The 17036-nt window shown below is 61.0% G+C and carries 18 protein-coding genes; 11 read left to right on the top strand and 7 right to left on the bottom strand.

The window, feature by feature from the left end:
• The first annotated feature begins 10 nt into the window (after positions 1-10).
• Positions 11-1381, top strand: coding sequence for a GntP family transporter (locus SSARUM_RS07130; protein WP_060429768.1), 1371 nt, complete (start codon positions 11-13; stop codon positions 1379-1381).
• 63 nt (positions 1382-1444) lie between these two features.
• Positions 1445-1975 carry a GNAT family N-acetyltransferase gene (locus tag SSARUM_RS07125; RefSeq protein ID WP_033637665.1) on the top strand — a complete coding sequence of 177 codons (531 nt, stop codon included), beginning with the start codon at positions 1445-1447 and terminating at the stop codon, positions 1973-1975.
• Between the two features lie 3 nt (positions 1976-1978).
• On the opposite strand, the gene SSARUM_RS07120 is transcribed toward SSARUM_RS07125, so the two are convergent.
• Complete coding sequence (locus tag SSARUM_RS07120) at positions 1979-2851, bottom strand: LysR family transcriptional regulator (protein ID WP_060429765.1); 873 nt, start codon at positions 2849-2851, stop codon at positions 1979-1981.
• 91 nt (positions 2852-2942) lie between these two features.
• On the opposite strand from SSARUM_RS07120, the gene SSARUM_RS07115 reads away from it, so the two are divergent.
• Entirely contained in the window at positions 2943-3926 is a 984-nt protein-coding gene (locus SSARUM_RS07115; protein WP_039566890.1) for a nitrilase family protein, read from the top strand.
• An 87-nt stretch (positions 3927-4013) separates the two neighbouring features.
• On the opposite strand, the gene ompX is transcribed toward SSARUM_RS07115, so the two are convergent.
• The gene (gene ompX / locus SSARUM_RS07110; RefSeq protein ID WP_033637662.1) at positions 4014-4532 is read right to left on the bottom strand and encodes an outer membrane protein OmpX; all 519 of its coding nucleotides are present in this window, start codon (positions 4530-4532) and stop codon (positions 4014-4016) included.
• A gap of 400 nt (positions 4533-4932) precedes the next feature.
• On the opposite strand from ompX, the gene rhtA reads away from it, so the two are divergent.
• Complete coding sequence (rhtA, locus tag SSARUM_RS07105; RefSeq protein WP_004939202.1) at positions 4933-5820, top strand: threonine/homoserine exporter RhtA; 888 nt, start codon at positions 4933-4935, stop codon at positions 5818-5820.
• 132 nt (positions 5821-5952) lie between these two features.
• Positions 5953-6420: a NanQ anomerase/TabA/YiaL family protein gene (locus tag SSARUM_RS07100; protein WP_033646871.1), complete on the top strand. Its 468-nt coding sequence runs from the start codon at positions 5953-5955 to the stop codon at positions 6418-6420.
• Here the strand turns inward: SSARUM_RS07100 and SSARUM_RS07095 are convergent.
• On the bottom strand, positions 6402-6953 hold the full coding sequence (locus SSARUM_RS07095) for an AAA family ATPase (protein WP_033647478.1): 552 nt from the start codon (positions 6951-6953) through the stop codon (positions 6402-6404). The genes SSARUM_RS07100 and SSARUM_RS07095 overlap by 19 nt on opposite strands.
• 355 nt (positions 6954-7308) lie before the next feature.
• Here SSARUM_RS07095 and dps point away from each other — a divergent pair, with 355 nt between their 5' ends.
• The 6 genes from dps (at position 7309) to ybiO (ending at position 13164) form a co-directional block, all read left to right on the top strand.
• Positions 7309-7812 (top strand): DNA starvation/stationary phase protection protein Dps, encoded by a 504-nt coding sequence (gene dps / locus SSARUM_RS07090; protein ID WP_004939215.1) that lies wholly within the window; start codon positions 7309-7311, stop codon positions 7810-7812.
• Positions 7813-7952: 140 nt separating this feature from the next.
• Positions 7953-8219, top strand: coding sequence for a DksA/TraR family C4-type zinc finger protein (locus SSARUM_RS07085; protein ID WP_033637659.1), 267 nt, complete (start codon positions 7953-7955; stop codon positions 8217-8219).
• A 338-nt stretch (positions 8220-8557) separates the two neighbouring features.
• A complete protein-coding gene (gene glnH / locus SSARUM_RS07080; RefSeq protein ID WP_004939223.1) occupies positions 8558-9301 on the top strand; it encodes a glutamine ABC transporter substrate-binding protein GlnH in 744 nt (247 codons plus the stop codon).
• Positions 9302-9405: 104 nt separating this feature from the next.
• On the top strand, positions 9406-10065 hold the full coding sequence (gene glnP / locus SSARUM_RS07075; protein WP_004939229.1) for a glutamine ABC transporter permease GlnP: 660 nt from the start codon (positions 9406-9408) through the stop codon (positions 10063-10065).
• Positions 10062-10784 (top strand): glutamine ABC transporter ATP-binding protein GlnQ, encoded by a 723-nt coding sequence (gene glnQ, locus SSARUM_RS07070; protein ID WP_004939230.1) that lies wholly within the window; start codon positions 10062-10064, stop codon positions 10782-10784. Before glnP ends, glnQ begins: the two co-directional genes overlap by 4 nt.
• Before the next feature lie 154 nt (positions 10785-10938).
• A complete protein-coding gene (gene ybiO / locus SSARUM_RS07065) occupies positions 10939-13164 on the top strand; it encodes a mechanosensitive channel protein (RefSeq protein WP_039566892.1) in 2226 nt (741 codons plus the stop codon).
• Here the strand turns inward: ybiO and SSARUM_RS07060 are convergent.
• The 4 genes from SSARUM_RS07060 to SSARUM_RS07045 all read right to left on the bottom strand — a co-directional run bounded on the left by SSARUM_RS07060 (position 13161) and on the right by SSARUM_RS07045 (position 16855).
• Positions 13161-14165, bottom strand: coding sequence for an alpha/beta hydrolase family protein (locus SSARUM_RS07060; RefSeq protein WP_060429766.1), 1005 nt, complete (start codon positions 14163-14165; stop codon positions 13161-13163). The genes ybiO and SSARUM_RS07060 overlap by 4 nt on opposite strands.
• Positions 14153-14791 carry a GNAT family N-acetyltransferase gene (locus SSARUM_RS07055; protein ID WP_060426527.1) on the bottom strand — a complete coding sequence of 213 codons (639 nt, stop codon included), beginning with the start codon at positions 14789-14791 and terminating at the stop codon, positions 14153-14155. The genes SSARUM_RS07060 and SSARUM_RS07055 overlap by 13 nt, the downstream gene beginning before the upstream one ends.
• Positions 14792-14802: 11 nt before the next feature.
• Positions 14803-15372 (bottom strand): TetR/AcrR family transcriptional regulator, encoded by a 570-nt coding sequence (locus SSARUM_RS07050; RefSeq protein ID WP_033653404.1) that lies wholly within the window; start codon positions 15370-15372, stop codon positions 14803-14805.
• Positions 15373-15550: 178 nt separating this feature from the next.
• Complete coding sequence (locus SSARUM_RS07045; RefSeq protein ID WP_060429764.1) at positions 15551-16855, bottom strand: methyl-accepting chemotaxis protein; 1305 nt, start codon at positions 16853-16855, stop codon at positions 15551-15553.
• Between the last annotated feature and the right edge of the window lie 181 nt (positions 16856-17036).

The following is a 17036-nucleotide window of genomic DNA, read 5'->3' as shown; positions in this document are numbered from 1 at the left end:
GGCTTTTTTCATGTCTACCTCTCTGCTGTTGCTGATTGCCGTTCTCGGCGTGGTGCTGCTGTTATTGATGGTCATCAAGGCGAAGGTGCAACCCTTTGTCGCGCTGTTGGTGGTCAGTCTGCTGGTGGCGTTGGCCAGCGGCATTCCGACCGGTGAAGTAATGAAAGTGATGACCGCCGGGATGGGCGGCGTGCTCGGCTCGGTGACCATCATCATCGGCCTGGGGGCGATGCTTGGCCGCATGATCGAACACTCGGGCGGCGCCGAGTCGCTGGCGCAGCGCTTCAGCCAAGGGCTGGGGCCGAAACGCACCGTCGCCGCGCTGACCCTCGCCGCGTTTATCCTCGGCATTCCGGTGTTCTTCGACGTCGGCTTTATCATTCTGGCGCCGATTATCTACGGCTTCGCCAAGGTCGCCAAAGTGTCGCCGCTGAAGTTCGGCCTGCCGATGGCCGGCGTGATGTTGACGGTCCACGTCGCGCTGCCGCCGCACCCCGGCCCGGTGGCCGCCGCCGGTTTGCTCAACGCCGACATCGGTTGGCTGACCATCATCGGCTTCGCGATCTGTATTCCGGTCGGCGCGATCGGCTATTTCGCCGCCAACTACCTCAACCGCAAAACCTATCCGTTATCGATAGAGGTGCTGGAACAGCTGCAGCTGGCGGCGCCGGAACCGCGTCCGGAAGGGCAAGCGCCGCTCAGCGATCGCATCAACCAGCCCGGCGCCGGGCTGGTGGCAGCGCTGATCGTCATCCCGATCGCCATCATCATGCTCGGCACCGTCTCCGCCACGCTGTTGCCTGCCGGCTCGGCGCTGCGCGATACGCTGTCGCTGCTGGGCTCGCCGGCGGTGGCGCTGATGATCGCCCTGCTGCTGGCCTTCTACTTCCTGGCGCTGCGCCGCGGCTGGAGCCTGCAACACGCCAGCGATGTGATGGGCGCTGCGCTGCCGACCGCTGCGGTGGTGATCCTGGTGACCGGCGCGGGCGGCGTGTTCGGCAAGGTGCTGGTGGAATCCGGCGTCGGCAAGGCGCTGGCGGAGGTGCTGACGGCCATCGGCCTGCCGCTGGTGCCCGCCGCCTTTATCATTTCGCTGGCGCTGCGCGCTTCGCAGGGATCCGCCACCGTGGCGATCCTGACCACCGGCGGCCTGTTGTCGGAGGCGGTCAGCGGCTTGAATCAGCTGCAGCTGGTGCTGGTGACGCTGGCGACCTGTTTCGGCGGGCTGGGGCTTTCCCACGTCAACGACTCCGGTTTTTGGATCGTCACGCGCTATCTGGGGCTGTCAGTGGCCGACGGCCTGAAAACCTGGACGGTGCTGACCACCCTGCTCGGCCTGAGCGGCTTTCTGTTCACCTGGCTGTTGTGGCTGGCGGTGTGATTTCTCTGGCATACTGAACGCCGTTGTTTTTCATCGCCTTTCACCCTGTGCAGGAGCAGCAACATGACCGTAATCAACACCGCGCCAACGCTTGTCACCGAACGCCTGCGGCTGGACGCGCACAGGCTGGACGACTTCGAGTCGCTGGCCGCATTGTGGGCCGATCCGCTGGTGGTACGCTATATCGGCGGCACGCCGCGCGACCGGGAAGACTCCTGGGGGCGCCTGATGCGCTACGCTGGCCACTGGGCGCTGTTGGGGTATGGAAATTGGGCGGTGCGTGACAAACAGAGCGGCGAGTACCTCGGCAGCATCGGCTTCTTCGACGGCCTGCGCGATATCACCCCGGCGCTCGACGCGCCGGAAATGGGCTGGACGCTGGTGAGTTCTGCGCACGGCAAAGGCTACGCCACCGAGGCACTGCGGGCGGCGCTGGCCTGGGGTAAAACGCACCTGCCGGGGGAGAAAACCGTCTGCATCATCTCGCCGGAAAACCAGGCTTCGCTGGCGCTGGCGAAAAAAGTCGGCTTTAGCGAAAGCCGCCGCAGCGAGTATCACCAGAGCCCGATCGTCGTGATGCATTGCCCGCTCTAAAACCTAACCGCGTTGCATCGCCAACGCCGTCTGAACAAAGTTGTCCCGCAGCGCGTCGGCGCGCTGCGGGTCCCAGGCGATACCGACCTGCCACTCCGTTTCCTCGCCGCTCAGCGGTAAAATGTCGATGCCGGCCGGCGCGATATGCGTGATGCTGTGCGGCAGCAGCGCAACGCCGACGCCGGCGGCGACCAGCGCCAACAGCGTCTGAATATCGCCGGCCTGCTGCACCACGTTCGGCGTCAAGCGGTGAGCGGCGATAAACCGCAGCGACTGATCGCTCAGCCCGCGCCCGCGCTTCGGAGTCAACTGCAACAGCGGCAGCTGATTGAAACGCGCCATCAGATCGTCGGCGCGCAGCGCCAGCGCGCCCGGCGCGGCCAGCACCAACCGGTCACTCAGCATTGCCACGCCGCACAGCGGCGTATTGACCGGCAAACGCACGAACCCCGCCTGCAACTCCCCCTGTAACAGCAACTGATACTGCCGCTCCGACGGGATGTCCTCCAGGCCGATCGCCACCTCGGGAAACCGTTGGCGAAAAGCCGCCACCAGCTGCGGCGCCAGATGAAAGCTGGAGAGGCCAAATCCCAGCGCCAGCCGCCCCGCTTCCCCGAGCGCCACCCGCCGGGCGCGCCGCTGAAACTGCTGGTACTGTTCCACCAGCGCCTGCACCTCCGGGTAGAGCCGCTGCCCGCCGGCGGTGAGCACCGCGCCCTGTCGGCCACGCTCGAACAATCGAACGCCGAGCTGGGTTTCCAGCGCCTGAATCTGCTTGCTCAGCGCCGGCTGGCTGATGCACAGCCGGCTCGCCGCCTGTCGATAGTTGCCCTGCTCGGCCAGCGCCACCAGGGCGCGCAGTTGTTTTATGTCCATTCCATCAGGTTATCAAATAGGGAATTTAATTGATTATACAGTAATCAATCCACCTGCTGTAATCAACGCAGACCCTAACCGGAGAGACACCATGACCATCTCATTGCGCGCCGCCACGGTGCAGTTCCAGCATCGCGCCAACGATAAGAATTACAACCTGTCGATCATTGAGCGCTTTATCGCTCAGGCGGCCGAGCAGCAGGTACAGCTGCTGGCCTTCCCGGAAATGTGCATCACCGGCTATTGGCACGTGCGCCATCTGTCCGACGTCGAAGTGCGGGCGCTGGCGGAACCGATCGCCGCCAGCCCTTCGCTGGCGCGCATTCGCCCGCTGGCGGAGCGATACAACATGGCGATCGGCGTCGGGCTGATCGAGCTGGGCGACGACGGCCGTTGCTACAACGCCTACGCCGTATGCCTGCCGGACGGCGCGCTGCATGTGCACCGTAAACTGCACGCCTTCGAACACCCGGCTATCGCCAGCGGCGATCGCTATACCGTATTCGACACCCCCTGGGGCGTGCGCGTGGGCGTATTGATCTGCTGGGACAACAATCTGGTGGAGAATGTGCGCGCAACGGCGCTGCTGGGCGCGGAGGTGTTGATGGCCCCGCACCAGACCGGCGGCACCCATTCGCGCAGCCCGCACGGCATGAAGCCGATCCCACAGGCGCTGTGGCAGCGGCGGGCGGAAGATCCGCAGGCGATAGAAGCCGCCTTTCGCGGCGAACACGGCCGCGGCTGGCTGATGCGCTGGCTGCCCTCGCGCGCTCACGACAACGGGCTGTTTTTGCTGTTCAGCAACGGCGTGGGCCGCGATGACGATGAGGTACGCACCGGCAATGCGATGATCCTCGATCCCTACGGCCGCATCGTGGCGGAGACCTGGGCGGCGGAAGACCGGATGGTCAGCGCCGATCTCGATCTGACGCTGATCCCGCTCAGCACCGGCCGCCGCTGGATTTACGGACGCCGCCCCGAGCTGTACGGTTTACTGACCGAACCGCAAGGCTATGAGCGCGATGCCCGCAGCGCACGCTTTTCGACGCAGCCGACGGGGCGCGGCGGCCAATGACAGATAAAAAAAATCCGCCCGAAGGCGGATTTTTTATCCGCGCGGCAACCTGTGCCGCGCATTCACGCCCGCAGGCATGAAGAAATCTTAGAAGCGGTAGCCTACGCCAACATTCCAGCTGCCAACGTCCACGCTGCGGATGCGGCTCTGCTCGTAGCCAACGTCCAGGGCAACGTTTTCGATTGGGTTGAACTGCAGACCGGCACCGTAGGTGAAGCCGTAGTCGCTGTTGCCACCTTTGTTACCACCAGCCTGGGCGTTGTCGATGTTTTTGCCGTAGCCAACACCGATCACACCGTAGATGCTCGCCCAGTCGTTGAAGCGGTAAGCTGGACCTGCGGTGATGGAATCGTACTGAGATTTCTTGTAGAAACCGTTTTCAGAACGATTTTTTTCCAGGTGGGTGAAGGAGCCGATCACACCCAGTGGGTTGTTGTCGAACTCGTAACGGTATTTCAGGTTGAAACCGTCGGCCTTGTTAGCAACGCCTTGGAGATCACCCTGCGCATAGCCAGCGGATACGGTGCTCTGACCAGCGAATGCGGTACCTGCGCTAACTGCTAATACGCAAGCTGCTACTGCGGAAAGACATGCAATTTTTTTCATAACCACCTCAAACGCGTTTTATTATTAAGTACATCCATTTGTTCATGCTTTGAAAATATAACAAAAATTAGCGTGAAACTCTGCCTTGAAATGAGTGTCTAAAGCTTTATATCGTGTAACAGAAGATTTCAAGAACAGTGTATCTGCTTCTTTTCGCTCTATTTTCGGCCGTATTCTACGGCTTTCTGTGACAAAAATCACCAATTTAATATCCAGATAATTCTTAAGAAAAAGCGCACTTTTTGACCAAATCCGCTGCATCTCATCCGAGGATCGGCGGATTTCACCGCGATGCGCGCTTTTCTCAGACAGATTTTCGCCATTTCATTTACACTGCTCGCATCCCCGTTTCGACCGTTTTCTCAAGGCTGAGGAACGGCGCAAAAAAGGCTCGTTAAGGATGTCGTTATCTACTTCCGGCAGAGCGCCCTCCGCGCTGCTGCCCATCTGTCTGTTAATCATCGCCATGGTGTCTATCCAGAGCGGCGCCTCGTTGGCCAAAAGCCTGTTCCCGATCGTGGGCGCCGAAGGCATTACGACGCTGCGCCTGTTCATCGGCACCCTGATTCTGTTCATTATCTTCCGCCCGTGGCGTATGCGCATCGTCGCCGGCAGCCGCTTGCCGCTGCTGATTTACGGCCTGTCGCTCGGCGCGATGAACTACCTGTTCTACCTGTCGCTGCGCACCGTGCCGCTCGGCATCGCCGTGGCGCTGGAGTTTACCGGCCCGTTGGCGGTGGCCATGTTCTCGTCGCGCCGGCCGATCGACTTTCTTTGGGTGGCGCTGGCGATCGCCGGGTTATGGTTCCTGTTGCCGCTCGGCCACGGCGTGGGCGGGATCGATCCGTTCGGTGCCGCCTGTGCGCTCGGCGCCGGCGCCTGCTGGGCGGTCTATATCATCTTCGGCCAGAAGGCCGGCGGCGATCACGGCCCCGGTACGGTGGCGCTCGGCTCCTTGATCGCCGCGCTGGTGTTCTGCCCGATCGGCGCCTGGCAAACCGGCAGCGTGCTGTTCAACCTCGATATTCTGCCGGTGGCGCTGGCGGTGGCGATCCTCTCCACCGCGCTGCCATATTCGCTGGAGATCATCGCGCTGCCCAAAATTCCGGCGCGCACCTTCGGCACCTTAATGAGCCTCGAACCGGCGATGGCGGCGCTGTCCGGCATGCTGTTCCTCGGCGAACACCTGAGCGGCGTGCAATGGCTGGCGCTGGCGGCGATTATCGCCGCCTCCATGGGCTCCGCCCTGACCATTCGCCCCAAGCCGCGCCTCGAAAGCCTTTCCTGATCGCCTGACTCGCCTGCCGACCGCAACGTCGGAATGCAGGCGGGTTAACTGTTTTCCTCGTGACAAATCGGCATACTTCCCCTTAGCCTGTATCGCAGGCTCTTTGGACTTTCGCTCACATGGAGAATAACAGTGATTCACAACAGCCTGTTCAACCCCCGCTTCGGCCGCGGACTCGCGCCGGCGCTGGTTTCAACCCTGACCGAGTTACGCCGATGCGACCTGCCCGAACTGGCGCTGGGCCATCACCCGATCGACGGCGACAACATCTTTATGGACGTGATGACGCTGACCACCGTGCCGGCGGCGGAAAAGCGCGCCGAAATGCATCAGGAGTACATCGCGCTGCATCTGCTGATCAGCGGCGAAGAACGCATCGAATACGGCCTGGCGGGCGACTGGCACCGCGAACATCCCCACGCGGAAAATAGCGACCTTCTGCTGCTGGACATCAAACGCCACCCGCAAACGCTGCACATGACGCACGGCATGTTCGCGATCTTTTTCCAGATGGAAGCGCACAAAACCGGCTGCCTGTGGCAGCGGCCGCAGCACATCAAGAAAGCGGTAGTGAGGATCCATCACCGCCTGCTGCTGTGAACCTGCGGCAGCGTCCGTAGAAAATCGGCGGCCTGGCGGGGAGAGCGCAAGCGCTTGAAACGGCGCCCTGCATCGGTACGGGCCATCTCCGCCAGGTATTTTCGCCGGTTCTTCGAGTAAGTGCGGATCGTCCACAGCACGATCGACTCGCGGCTGAAGAAAGAACGGCGGAAACTTTCCCGATTGCCGGTGCCCGGCCACAGCTCGCGTTTGCTGGCCGCGCGCCGGCACGCGCGGCGCACGGCCTGCCACAGCGTGCGGCAGAAGCCGTAGTCCAGCCACAGGATATAATCGACCTCGCGCCACTTGATCGCCTGCGTGCGGCTGTAGTTGCCGTCCAGCACCCAGCCTCCTCCCGCTTCGGCCAGCGTCTGCTCAAGCCGCGCCAGAAACGCATCATCGGGCGTCCCCTGCCACTCGGGCCGCCAATAGAGCCTGTCCATCTCGATATAGGGAACGTCAAGCCGTTCCGCCAGTTGACGCGCCAGGGTGCTTTTACCGCTGCCGCTGGTGCCGACGACGTTAATTTTCATCATTCGCCAATAAAGTCCGGGGTTAATTCCCTTACTTTATCCGCATCAATTACGGCTATCAATCTGAATAGGCTTGAAATTAACACCCCGATAACAAAGCAGATATTTAGCCGAACCCGCATGCCGCCAGAAAATAAAATAACAGGGGTAAATCTTCACTGACATAAATAATAACTTAAATTGAAATAACAATAACTTTCATAAAGTTACACAAAAACAAAAAACAAATAAAAATAGTGCCATTCGGCCATTCCTATTTGTGCAATAGCCATTTTCGTGCGGCAAAAATAAATACCCCTGCTATAATTGATCCCGTAACGAAATAGGACAACGACTAATCAAGAGGATATCTGATATGAGTACCGCTAAACTGGTGAAAACGAAATCTTCTGATCTGCTGTATACCCGTAACGATCTGGACGAAAAAGTCAAACTGGCCGCCATCAAGGCGCTGAACCATCAGGTCGTGCAATTCATCGATCTTTCGTTGATCACCAAGCAGGCGCACTGGAACATGCGCGGCGCAAACTTCATCGCGGTCCATGAAATGCTGGACGGCTTCCGCACCGCCATCATCGAGCATCAGGACACCTTCGCCGAACGCGTGGTGCAACTGGGCGGCGTGGCACTGGGCACCGTACAGGTGGTTAACGATCGCACGCCGCTGAAAAGCTATCCGACCAATATCCACAGCGTGCAAGAGCACCTGAAAGCGCTGGCCGATCGCTACGGCGCGGTCGCGAATGACATCCGTAAAGCCATTACCGAAGTGGAAGACGAAGATACCGCCGACATGTTCACCGCCGCCTCGCGCGATCTGGACAAGTTCCTGTGGTTCATCGAATCCAACATCGAATAACGCTAAAAAGTTGCAGAGCGCCCGTCGTTCCGGGCAGAACAGGCTGGGCTTCGCCCGGCCTGTTTTCTTTTGCGCGGCCGTTGCATTGTACAAAAAACGGCCCATATTAAACGGTAAGGTTCCTTTGTCGGGAGGTAATGATGGCCAGCGGCTGGGCGGCGGACGGCGCCGTACAAGATCAGATTGATTCCACCGTCGACGATGCGGTGCAGCGCGCGCGTGAAGCGCTCGGGCACGGCGAGAGCGAGCGCTATTGCCAGGAATGTGGAGAGCCGATCCCCGAGGCACGCCGCAAGGCGTTAACCGGCGTGCGTTTTTGCCTCGCCTGCCAGACCGAACAAGACAAAAAACACGCTGCCGCCAGCCTGTATAACCGGCGCGGCAGCAAAGACAGCCAGTTGCGCTAGCATTATCTGCCCCCCCTTTTCGCCGCTCGCGGCTCCGCTTGCACCGTCAGTGCATCATGAAAGTTAGAGTTAGTTATCAATATTGAAGCAAAAACGTTAAAGAACGGTTGTTTCACAGCCAAAGTTTGGTTAATGATAGCCCCGTGCACCAAGATAATTCTTACGCACCATTTTGGTGCCTCACCTTGGTGCATAACCATAACAATTCGCCTTTACGGCACAACATCACGCAATAACTCTTTGTTTTTATAGTAGTTGAAAACATGGCACGATTTTTTCATGGCACCAACTGCAATATAAAAAATGGGTAATCCGCAACCTGTACAGGAATTCCTCTCATGAAGTCGATTTTTAAAGTCTCCCTGGCCGCACTCTCTCTGGCCTTTGCCGTAAGTTCCCACGCAGCAGACAAACTGGTGGTCGCCACCGACACCGCTTTCGTTCCTTTTGAGTTCAAACAAGGCGACAAATACGTCGGCTTCGACATCGACCTGTGGGCCGCCGTCGCCAAAGAGCTGAAGCTGGACTACACCCTGAAGCCAATGGACTTCGGCGGCATCATTCCGGCGCTGCAGACCAAAAACGTCGATCTGGCGCTGGCCGGCATCACCATCACCGATGAGCGCAAGAAAGCCATCGACTTCTCCGACGGCTACTACAAGAGCGGCCTGCTGGTGATGGTCAACGCCGACAACAACAGCGTGAAAAGCATCGACGATCTGAACGGCAAAGTGGTGGCGGTGAAGAGCGGCACCGGCTCGGTGGATTACGCCAAGCAGCACATCAAAACCAAGGATCTGCGTCAGTTCCCTAACATCGACAACGCCTACATGGAGCTGGGCACCAAGCGCGCCGATGCGGTGCTGCACGACACGCCAAACATCCTGTACTTCATCAAGACGGCCGGCGCCGGCAAATTCAAAACCGTAGGCGATTCGCTGGAAGCACAGCAGTATGGCATCGCCTTCCCTAAAGGCAGCGACGAGCTGCGCGAGAAGGTGAACGGCGCGCTGAAGACCCTGCGTGAGAACGGCACCTATAACGAGATCTACAAGAAGTGGTTCGGCACCGAACCTAAGTAAGCTGTGAATTTGGCAAGCTATTAACTTAAGCACAGGGGGGCGCTTACCCCCCCTGCGCTTCGTTGTATCTGATACCCACGTTCGGGATCACCGGGAGAAATATCATGCAGTTCGACTGGAGCGCCATCTGGCCCGCCATTCCTATCTTGTTAGAGGGCGCCAAAATGACCCTGTGGATTTCGGTCCTCGGTCTGATTGGCGGCCTGATCATCGGCCTCGTCGCCGGCTTTGCCCGCACCTACGGCGGTTGGATCGCCAACCACATCGCGTTGGTGTTTATCGAAGTGATCCGCGGCACGCCGATCGTGGTGCAGGTGATGTTCATCTACTTCGCCCTGCCGATGGCGTTCACCGATTTGCGCATCGATCCGTTCACCGCGGCGGTGGTGACCATCATGATCAACTCCGGCGCCTACATTGCGGAAATCACCCGCGGCGCGGTGCTGTCGATTCATAACGGTTTCCGCGAGGCCGGCCTGGCGCTCGGCCTGTCGCGCCGCGAAACCATCCGCTACGTCATTATGCCGCTGGCGCTGCGCCGCATGCTGCCGCCGCTGGGCAACCAGTGGATCATCAGCATCAAAGACACCTCGCTGTTCATCGTGATCGGCGTGGCGGAGCTGACCCGTCAGGGTCAGGAAATTATTGCCGGTAACTTCCGCGCGCTGGAAATCTGGAGCGCCGTGGCGGTTATCTATCTGATTATTACCCTGGTGCTGAGCTTCGTGCTGCGTCGTCTGGAAAGAAGGATGAAAATCCTGTGATTGAATTTAAAAACGTCTCCAAGCATTTTGGCCAAACCCAGGTGCTGCATAACATCGATTTGAAGATCGACAAAGGCGAAGTGGTGGTGATCATCGGGCCGTCCGGCTCCGGCAAATCCACCCTGCTGCGCTGCATCAACAAGCTGGAAGAGGTCACCAGCGGCGATCTGATCGTCGACGGCCTGAAAGCCAACGATCCGAAAGTGGACGATCGGTTGATCCGCCAGGAAGCCGGCATGGTGTTCCAGCAGTTCTACCTGTTCCCACACCTGACGGCGCTGGAAAACGTCGCCTTCGGCCCGATCCGCGTGCGCGGCGCGAAGAAGTCCGATGCGGAAAAGCTGGCGCGCGAGCTGCTGGCCAAGGTCGGTCTGGCGGAGCGTGCCCACCACTACCCGTCCGAACTGTCGGGCGGGCAGCAGCAGCGCGTGGCGATTGCGCGCGCGCTGGCGGTGAAGCCGAAAATGATGCTGTTCGACGAGCCGACCTCCGCGCTCGATCCGGAATTGCGCCACGAAGTGCTGAAGGTGATGCAGGATCTGGCCGAGGAAGGCATGACGATGGTCATCGTCACCCACGAAGTCGGCTTTGCCGAAAAAGTGGCGTCGCGCCTGATCTTTATCGATAAGGGCCGGATTGCCGAAGACGGCAACCCGCACGACCTGATCAACCATCCGCCAAGCCCGCGTCTGCAGGAGTTCCTGCAGCACGTATCCTGATCCTGGCGGTTTCACGGCGGGCGCGCCACGCGCCCGCCGCTTTCATTCCGCACGCGTTCCCACGCCACATCGCGCCACCTTTCCTACTATATTCATTGTTTTTCATCGTATTGCTCTGACATCCGCCGATCACAGAACGCCAAAGAGAGGAACAATGCCGCCAAACGCAGACTCCCGACGAGGTTCTCATCTGCGAGAACACCTGCTTTTCCTGCTGCTGTTGCTGACCCTGAACGTCTTCGCGCCACCGGCGCTGGCGCAAAACGCGCCGCCCGCGCCCGCCGACAAGAGCGAGCAGCAGAAGGCCGCCTACGCCGCGCTGGCCGATCTGCTGCAAGACGACAAAGCGCGCGCGGCACTCATCAACCACCTGAAACAGGCCGCCGGCGACGCCCCCGCCGCCGCCCCAACAACGCCGGAGGAATCAACGCCGGCCACGCTGAGCGACAGCCTGAACTCGCTGGCGCAGGAGGGCATCGGCACCTTTAACCAGAAGCTCGGCGCGCTGCAAAAGCTGATCGACTCCGGTCCGAAGCGCGTTTTCAATCCCGCCGGCTTTTTCCGCGCGCTGGGTTACTTTCTGCTGACGGTGGCGGTCACCTTTGCGCTGTTCCACCTGATCCGGCGGCTGATCGCGCCGTTGTACAAACGCATGGGCAGCTGGGGGCACAACGCGCGGCTACAGCGCGGCCCGTGGTATAAGCGCCCCGCCGCCATTCTCGGCGCTTTCGCCGTCGATCTGCTGGTGCTGCTGCTGGCGCTGGCGGCGGGCAACCTGTTCGCCCGCCACGTCCACGCCGACAGCGCCACCATTCTGCGGCTGCAGACCCTGTTTCTCAGCGCCTTCGCGGTGATTGAGTTTTTCAAAGCGGTGCTGCGGCTGATTTTCGCCCCCAACTTCGACTACCTGCGCCCCTTCCCCTTCAGCGACCAGAGCGCGCGCTACTGGAACACGCGCCTCGCCTGGCTCAGCGGCCTGATCGGCTACGGCCTGATGGTGGTGGTGCCGGTGGTGGCGGTGCAGATCAGCTACCCGGCCGCCGCCGCCGTCAATCTGGTGGTGATGCTGGCGCTGACGCTGTACGCCATCTGGCTGATCCTGCACAACCGCAAGCCGATACAGCAACAGATCAACCTGCTGGCCGAACGGTCGATGGCGTTTTTCAGCGCGATCCTGCGCGGCCTGGGGCATATCTGGCATCTGCTGGCGATCGCCTATTTTCTGGTGTTGTTCGTGCTGTCCCAGTTCGACATCGGCAACAGCCTGCGCTTTATGATGAGCGCCACGGTGAAAAGCCTGCTGGTGGTCGGCGTCGGCGCTCTGCTGTCCGGCATGCTGACCCGCTGGATTTTCCGCCGCATTTCGCTGCCGACCGACGTTAATCTGCGCTATCCGATGCTCGAGCGGCGCATCAACTCCTACATCCCCAACGGGCTGAAGATACTGCGGGTGATGGTGGTGCTGGCGGTGACGCTGTTCCTGCTCGATGCCTGGCACCTGATCAACCTGTACCAGTGGGCGGGCAGCGAAAATGGCCAGCGAACGCTCGGCGGGCTGGTGCATATCCTGCTGATCCTGCTGATCGCCGTCTTCAGCTGGACGCTGATGGCCAGCATCATCGAGCACCGCCTGGCGCTGGAACTGAGCAACGGCGTGCGGCCGAGCGCACGCGAACGCACGCTGCTGACGCTGTTTCGCAACGTGCTGGCCATCGTTATCAGCACCATTACCGTGATGATCGTGCTGTCGCAGGTGGGGCTGAACATCGCGCCGCTGCTGGCGGGCGCCGGCGCGCTGGGGCTGGCTATCAGCTTCGGCGCCCAGACGCTGGTGAAAGACGTGATCACCGGCGTGTTCATCCAGTTCGAAAACGGCATGAACACCGGCGAATACGTCACCGTCAGCGGCATCACCGGCACCGTGGAGCGCATGACCATTCGCTCGATCGGCCTGCGCGACGACTACGGCGTCTACCACATCGTGCCGTACTCCTCGATCACTACGCTGGCCAACTATGCGCGCGAATTCGGGGTATACCGCGCCAACTACACCGTCAGCCGCGACGAGGATATCGATCGGGTCAATGAAGTGCTGCATCAGGCCATCGCGGCGCTGAAGCAAGATGAACAGGTGAAGCATTTCCTGATTGGCGAGCCGGTCTTCAACGGCGTGGTGGCGCTGGGCGACCGCTCGTTCACCACCCGCGTGACGGTGCGCACGCAGGCGCTGAAACAGTGGGTGGTCCAGTACGCCCTCGATCGGCTGGTGAAAATCCATTTCGATCGGGCCGGCATCGGCATGCCGCAGCAGGCGATGCAGATCTCCCGCGCGCCGCAGCCGCACGAAGAACAGGCGCCGCCCTCGGTCCCCGGCGGTTAGCGCCCGCAGGGCTGAGCGGCCAGAAAGGCCGCCACGTCCTGTCGGTAGGCGTCGTATTGCACCGAGCGCGGCGCAAACAGGCCAACCACGTTGATCAGCCACGGATGGCGGGCGAACAACGGTTTGATCATCACATGATCGGCCTCGTCGATGCGCGTCACCGTCAGCAGCGAGGCCGGGATCGTTTGCCGATACACGCGCTCGGTTTCGTCCGCGTCCACGTTGACGTCGCGCCCGCCCAGGATCAGGTGCACCGGCGTGGTGAAATGCCGCAATTCCGCCGTCGCGTCGCTGGCCATGTTAGCGCGGATAAAGTGCCAGCGGTCGGCGCTCAATGCAGCGGCGGCGCCATACTCGCGGCGGTACTGCGCGTAGCCGTCCGGCTGTTCGAGCAGCGTCTGAATGTGGCGCCAATGCGCCTCGCGCGCCTGGATCAGCGCTTCATCATCCCCTGCCGCCGCCATCGCCGCCCGGGTGTTATAACGCCCTTGCCGCAGCCAGTTGATCGCCGGCGCCAGCGCCAGCGTGAAGGCGATGTCGGGGCGCAAACGCGCCACCGCCGGCATCACCCACCCCGCCTGGCTGGTGCCCCATAGCCCCACGCAGCGCGCATCGAAGCGCCCGTCCCGCCGGGCCCAGTCGATGATATCGGCGGTTTCCCGCGCGCGATCCGCCATGGTCTGATGCAGCCAGTTGCCGCCGGAGCCGCCAACGCCCGGCTTATCGAAGGATAAAACCGCGTAGCCCTGCTGCGCCATCGCCTCCCAAATGCCGTAATAGCCTTCGTCGCGGCTGGCGTTAGCCGGCCCATCACCGTGTACGAACACCACGACGCCGGGCTTGACCGGCGCATGCTGCGGCAACACCAGCGTGCCGGTCAGCCGGTTGCCGCCGGCGGTCACCGTGACCGGTTCAGTGACGAAGCGAAAGTCGTTGACGAAAATGACCCAGCCGAACGCCAGCAGGAACAGCGCCACGCTGCACAATCCTATTTTGCGCACGTCGCCTCCCCGCAGCGTCTCTCCATCAACACCCAGTCGGCCTGGCCGAACAGCCATCCCAACGCAGCGTAATGCTCTTCTCGCCGCACCTGAAAACCGCAGCGCCGATACAGGCGCAGCGCATCCACGTTGCGCCGGCTGACGTGCAGGCTCAGGCGTCGGCCCGCGCCTTGCCCGGCAGCGTAGTCGTTCATCCACTGCAGCAGCCGCTTGCCCACCCCTTTGCCACGCTGACTCTCGGCCACCGCCAGGTAAGAGAGATACAGTTCATCGGCCGCCGGGGTGTGCCGCAACACCGCCATTTGCAGATACATGCGCCAAACGTTCAGCCAGCCATAGCGGCGGCACAGCCGCCAAATCGGCAAGGTGCGCGGACACCGCCCGGCGCTGTTCTCGCCAGCGGCCGCATTGAGGGCAAAGGCCGCCACCACCTGTTCATCCTGCTTCGCCACAAAGCTGCGCTCCCGGCTACCGCCTTGCTTCCAACTCCATAGCCGATAGAACAAACGCCACTGAAGGCGGGCGCTCAGACGGCGCGCGCGCTGAAACTTGTCGCAGAACGCGGCGTAGATCAGCGCCGCCGTTTGCAGGCGGTCAGCATCGCGGTACGGCTCAATGTGCAGCATATCCACCTCGACTAGGGATGCCGGTAGAGCAGCTGTTCCAACAGCCGCACCGGCGTGGTCTCCTCCGGCGCAGGCGACGTAAAGATCGCCTGCCGCCAGGCCTGACTTTCGATCGCGTCCAGCACCAGCTGCGCGAGCGGCAACGGCGCTATCGCCGGTGCGATCTCACCGGTTTGCTGAGCCTCGGCGATAACCGTCGCCAGCGCCTCAATCAGCTGCCGCTGGTTGGCGCTGAACGGCTCGGCCAACGCCGGGTTGCGCGCCACCTCCGCCACGATCTCAGCCGACAGCTGCACATTGGCCGGCTCGGCGACAAAGGCGTGATAGGCGGTGAAAAAGGCCGACAGCGCCTGCTTCGGCCGCGTTCTGTCGGCCCGCAGCCCGGCGGCAAACTCGGCGAATACGCCGTTTTCCAGCAGCGCGATCTCGCCGATCAACGCTTCCTTGCCGGTAAAGTGGTTATAGAGGTTGCCGACGCTGACGCCCGCCGCCTGCGCGATATCCCGCATGCTGGTCTGGTGAAATCCCCTATGGGTAAAGCTGTGCAGCGCGGCCTCGACAATCTTTTCTCGGTTTCCCATCGGCAGCTCCCGAAACGGTGAAGGGGGCGCCTGGCGCCATCGAGTGAATATGAACGAACGTTCGTTCATATTTAAGGATAGCATAGGCCGGAAAAATTGAACCACGGCTCAACGGCGTGCGAATCGGCGGGAAGATAAAAACGCCGCCCCCGTTTTCGGCGGGCGGCGCGATGAAAAGTCAGTGCAGCGCGTCGCTCTGCTTCACCGATGCAAACGCCTGCATCAGCTTCACCACGTCGTGCATGCCGATGTTGACCTGGTTGATCACTTCACCGGCGTCATGGGTCAGCGCCACGCCGCCGCCGGCCTGCTCCACGCAGGTTGCCATGCCGGCAATCGCCGCCGCCACGCCTTGCTGGATAGACTTGGTCATGCGTTCGATCTCGGTCGCCGCCTTGCGCGACTGTTCCGCCAGCGTGCGCACTTCGTTGGCCACCACCGCAAAACCGCGCCCGTGCTCGCCGGCGTGGGCGGCTTCGATCGAGGCGTTAATCGCCAGCAGGTTGGTTTGGGAAGCGATTTTACGAATGGCTTCGACGATGGTGCCGATCTGCTGAGAACACTTGCCCAGCTCGGTGACCACGTCCGAGGTTTCGCGCGCCGCCGCTTCGACCTGCTGCATGCCTTTCACCGCCTGCTGCACGATGATCGCGCCCTGCGCCGCCTGCCGATCGGTATCGAGCGACAGATGATGCGCGTTGCGCACCATCTCTTCTTCATGCTGCTGCTGTTGCATCAGCCGGGTGATGTCCTGGGCAATCTTCACCACCTTCACCACCTGGCCTTCGTTGTCGAGGATCGGGTTGTAACTGGCCTCCAGCCATACCCGTTCGCCGCGCCGGTTGAGGCGCTCAAAACGCCCGGTGATGAACTCGCCGCGCGCCAGGCGCTGCCAATGCCGCCGATAATCGTCGGAATTGGCGAACTCCGGCGGGCACAGCACCGCATGCGACTGCCCGCACGCCTCTTCCAGCCGATAGCCCATCAGCGCCAGCATATTGTCGTTAGCGCTGACGATGGTGCCCTGCGGCGTGAAAGCGATCATCGCCATCGATCGATTCAGCGCCGCCAGCAGGCTGCGATGCTCCTGCGCCTGGGTCACTCGCTCGGTCACTTCGCTGGCAATCTTGACGATCTCCACCACCTTACCCTGTTTATTCAGCACCGGCGCATAGGTGCCTTGCAGCCACACCGCCTCGCCGTTTTTCGCGATGCGCTTTATGGTGTCCGTAATGGGTTGGCCCTTATTCAGCGTCTCCCAATGTTTGCGGTATAGCGGGCTGGCAACATAGTTCGGATCGCAGAAAATACGGTGATGCCGGCCAATCACGTCATCGCGTTGAAATCCCAGCGTGTTGAGGAAAAGATCGTTGGCGCGCAATACCGTGCCATCGGGCGAGAATACGATCATCGGAACGGCGTGTTCTATCGCGCTCAGTTCGGCGCCTTTGTGGGTAGTTAACTGACTGAATCGTAACAGCATAAGGTGTAGTCCTTGTGGCAGATGATGGCGCTTTTCTTATTTTTGCCTGGCCACGTGCCGCGCCCACACGCAGACGTGCCATCGCGGAAGGAACGGGCAGCGCCGTTCCTTCTGGTTATTGCTATTAACCGGATTGAATTTATTTATTCAGTAAAGTAATTATTAGAATTTAAATAAACCA

The organism is Serratia sarumanii (assembly GCF_029962605.1).
GTDB lineage: Bacteria > Pseudomonadota > Gammaproteobacteria > Enterobacterales > Enterobacteriaceae > Serratia > Serratia sarumanii.
Note: the sequence above shows the minus strand (reverse complement) of the source record. Positions and strands in the feature narration are given on the sequence as shown.

Bases quoted from the DNA above. Each gene is read 5' to 3' on its own strand.
- ompX (WP_033637662.1), bottom strand. From the start codon at position 4,532: ATGAAAAAAATTGCATGTCTTTCCGCAGTAGCAGCTTGCGTATTAGCA.
- glnP (WP_004939229.1), top strand. From the start codon at position 9,406: ATGCAGTTCGACTGGAGCGCCATCTGGCCCGCCATTCCTATCTTGTTA.
- dps (WP_004939215.1), top strand. From the start codon at position 7,309: ATGAGTACCGCTAAACTGGTGAAAACGAAATCTTCTGATCTGCTGTAT.
- SSARUM_RS07125 (WP_033637665.1), top strand. From the start codon at position 1,445: ATGACCGTAATCAACACCGCGCCAACGCTTGTCACCGAACGCCTGCGG.
- SSARUM_RS07045 (WP_060429764.1), bottom strand. From the start codon at position 16,855: ATGCTGTTACGATTCAGTCAGTTAACTACCCACAAAGGCGCCGAACTG.
- SSARUM_RS07055 (WP_060426527.1), bottom strand. From the start codon at position 14,791: ATGCTGCACATTGAGCCGTACCGCGATGCTGACCGCCTGCAAACGGCG.
- glnH (WP_004939223.1), top strand. From the start codon at position 8,558: ATGAAGTCGATTTTTAAAGTCTCCCTGGCCGCACTCTCTCTGGCCTTT.
- SSARUM_RS07095 (WP_033647478.1), bottom strand. From the start codon at position 6,953: ATGAAAATTAACGTCGTCGGCACCAGCGGCAGCGGTAAAAGCACCCTG.
- SSARUM_RS07050 (WP_033653404.1), bottom strand. From the start codon at position 15,372: ATGGGAAACCGAGAAAAGATTGTCGAGGCCGCGCTGCACAGCTTTACC.
- SSARUM_RS07130 (WP_060429768.1), top strand. From the start codon at position 11: ATGTCTACCTCTCTGCTGTTGCTGATTGCCGTTCTCGGCGTGGTGCTG.
- ybiO (WP_039566892.1), top strand. From the start codon at position 10,939: ATGCCGCCAAACGCAGACTCCCGACGAGGTTCTCATCTGCGAGAACAC.
- SSARUM_RS07115 (WP_039566890.1), top strand. From the start codon at position 2,943: ATGACCATCTCATTGCGCGCCGCCACGGTGCAGTTCCAGCATCGCGCC.
- SSARUM_RS07120 (WP_060429765.1), bottom strand. From the start codon at position 2,851: ATGGACATAAAACAACTGCGCGCCCTGGTGGCGCTGGCCGAGCAGGGC.
- SSARUM_RS07085 (WP_033637659.1), top strand. From the start codon at position 7,953: ATGGCCAGCGGCTGGGCGGCGGACGGCGCCGTACAAGATCAGATTGAT.
- rhtA (WP_004939202.1), top strand. From the start codon at position 4,933: ATGTCGTTATCTACTTCCGGCAGAGCGCCCTCCGCGCTGCTGCCCATC.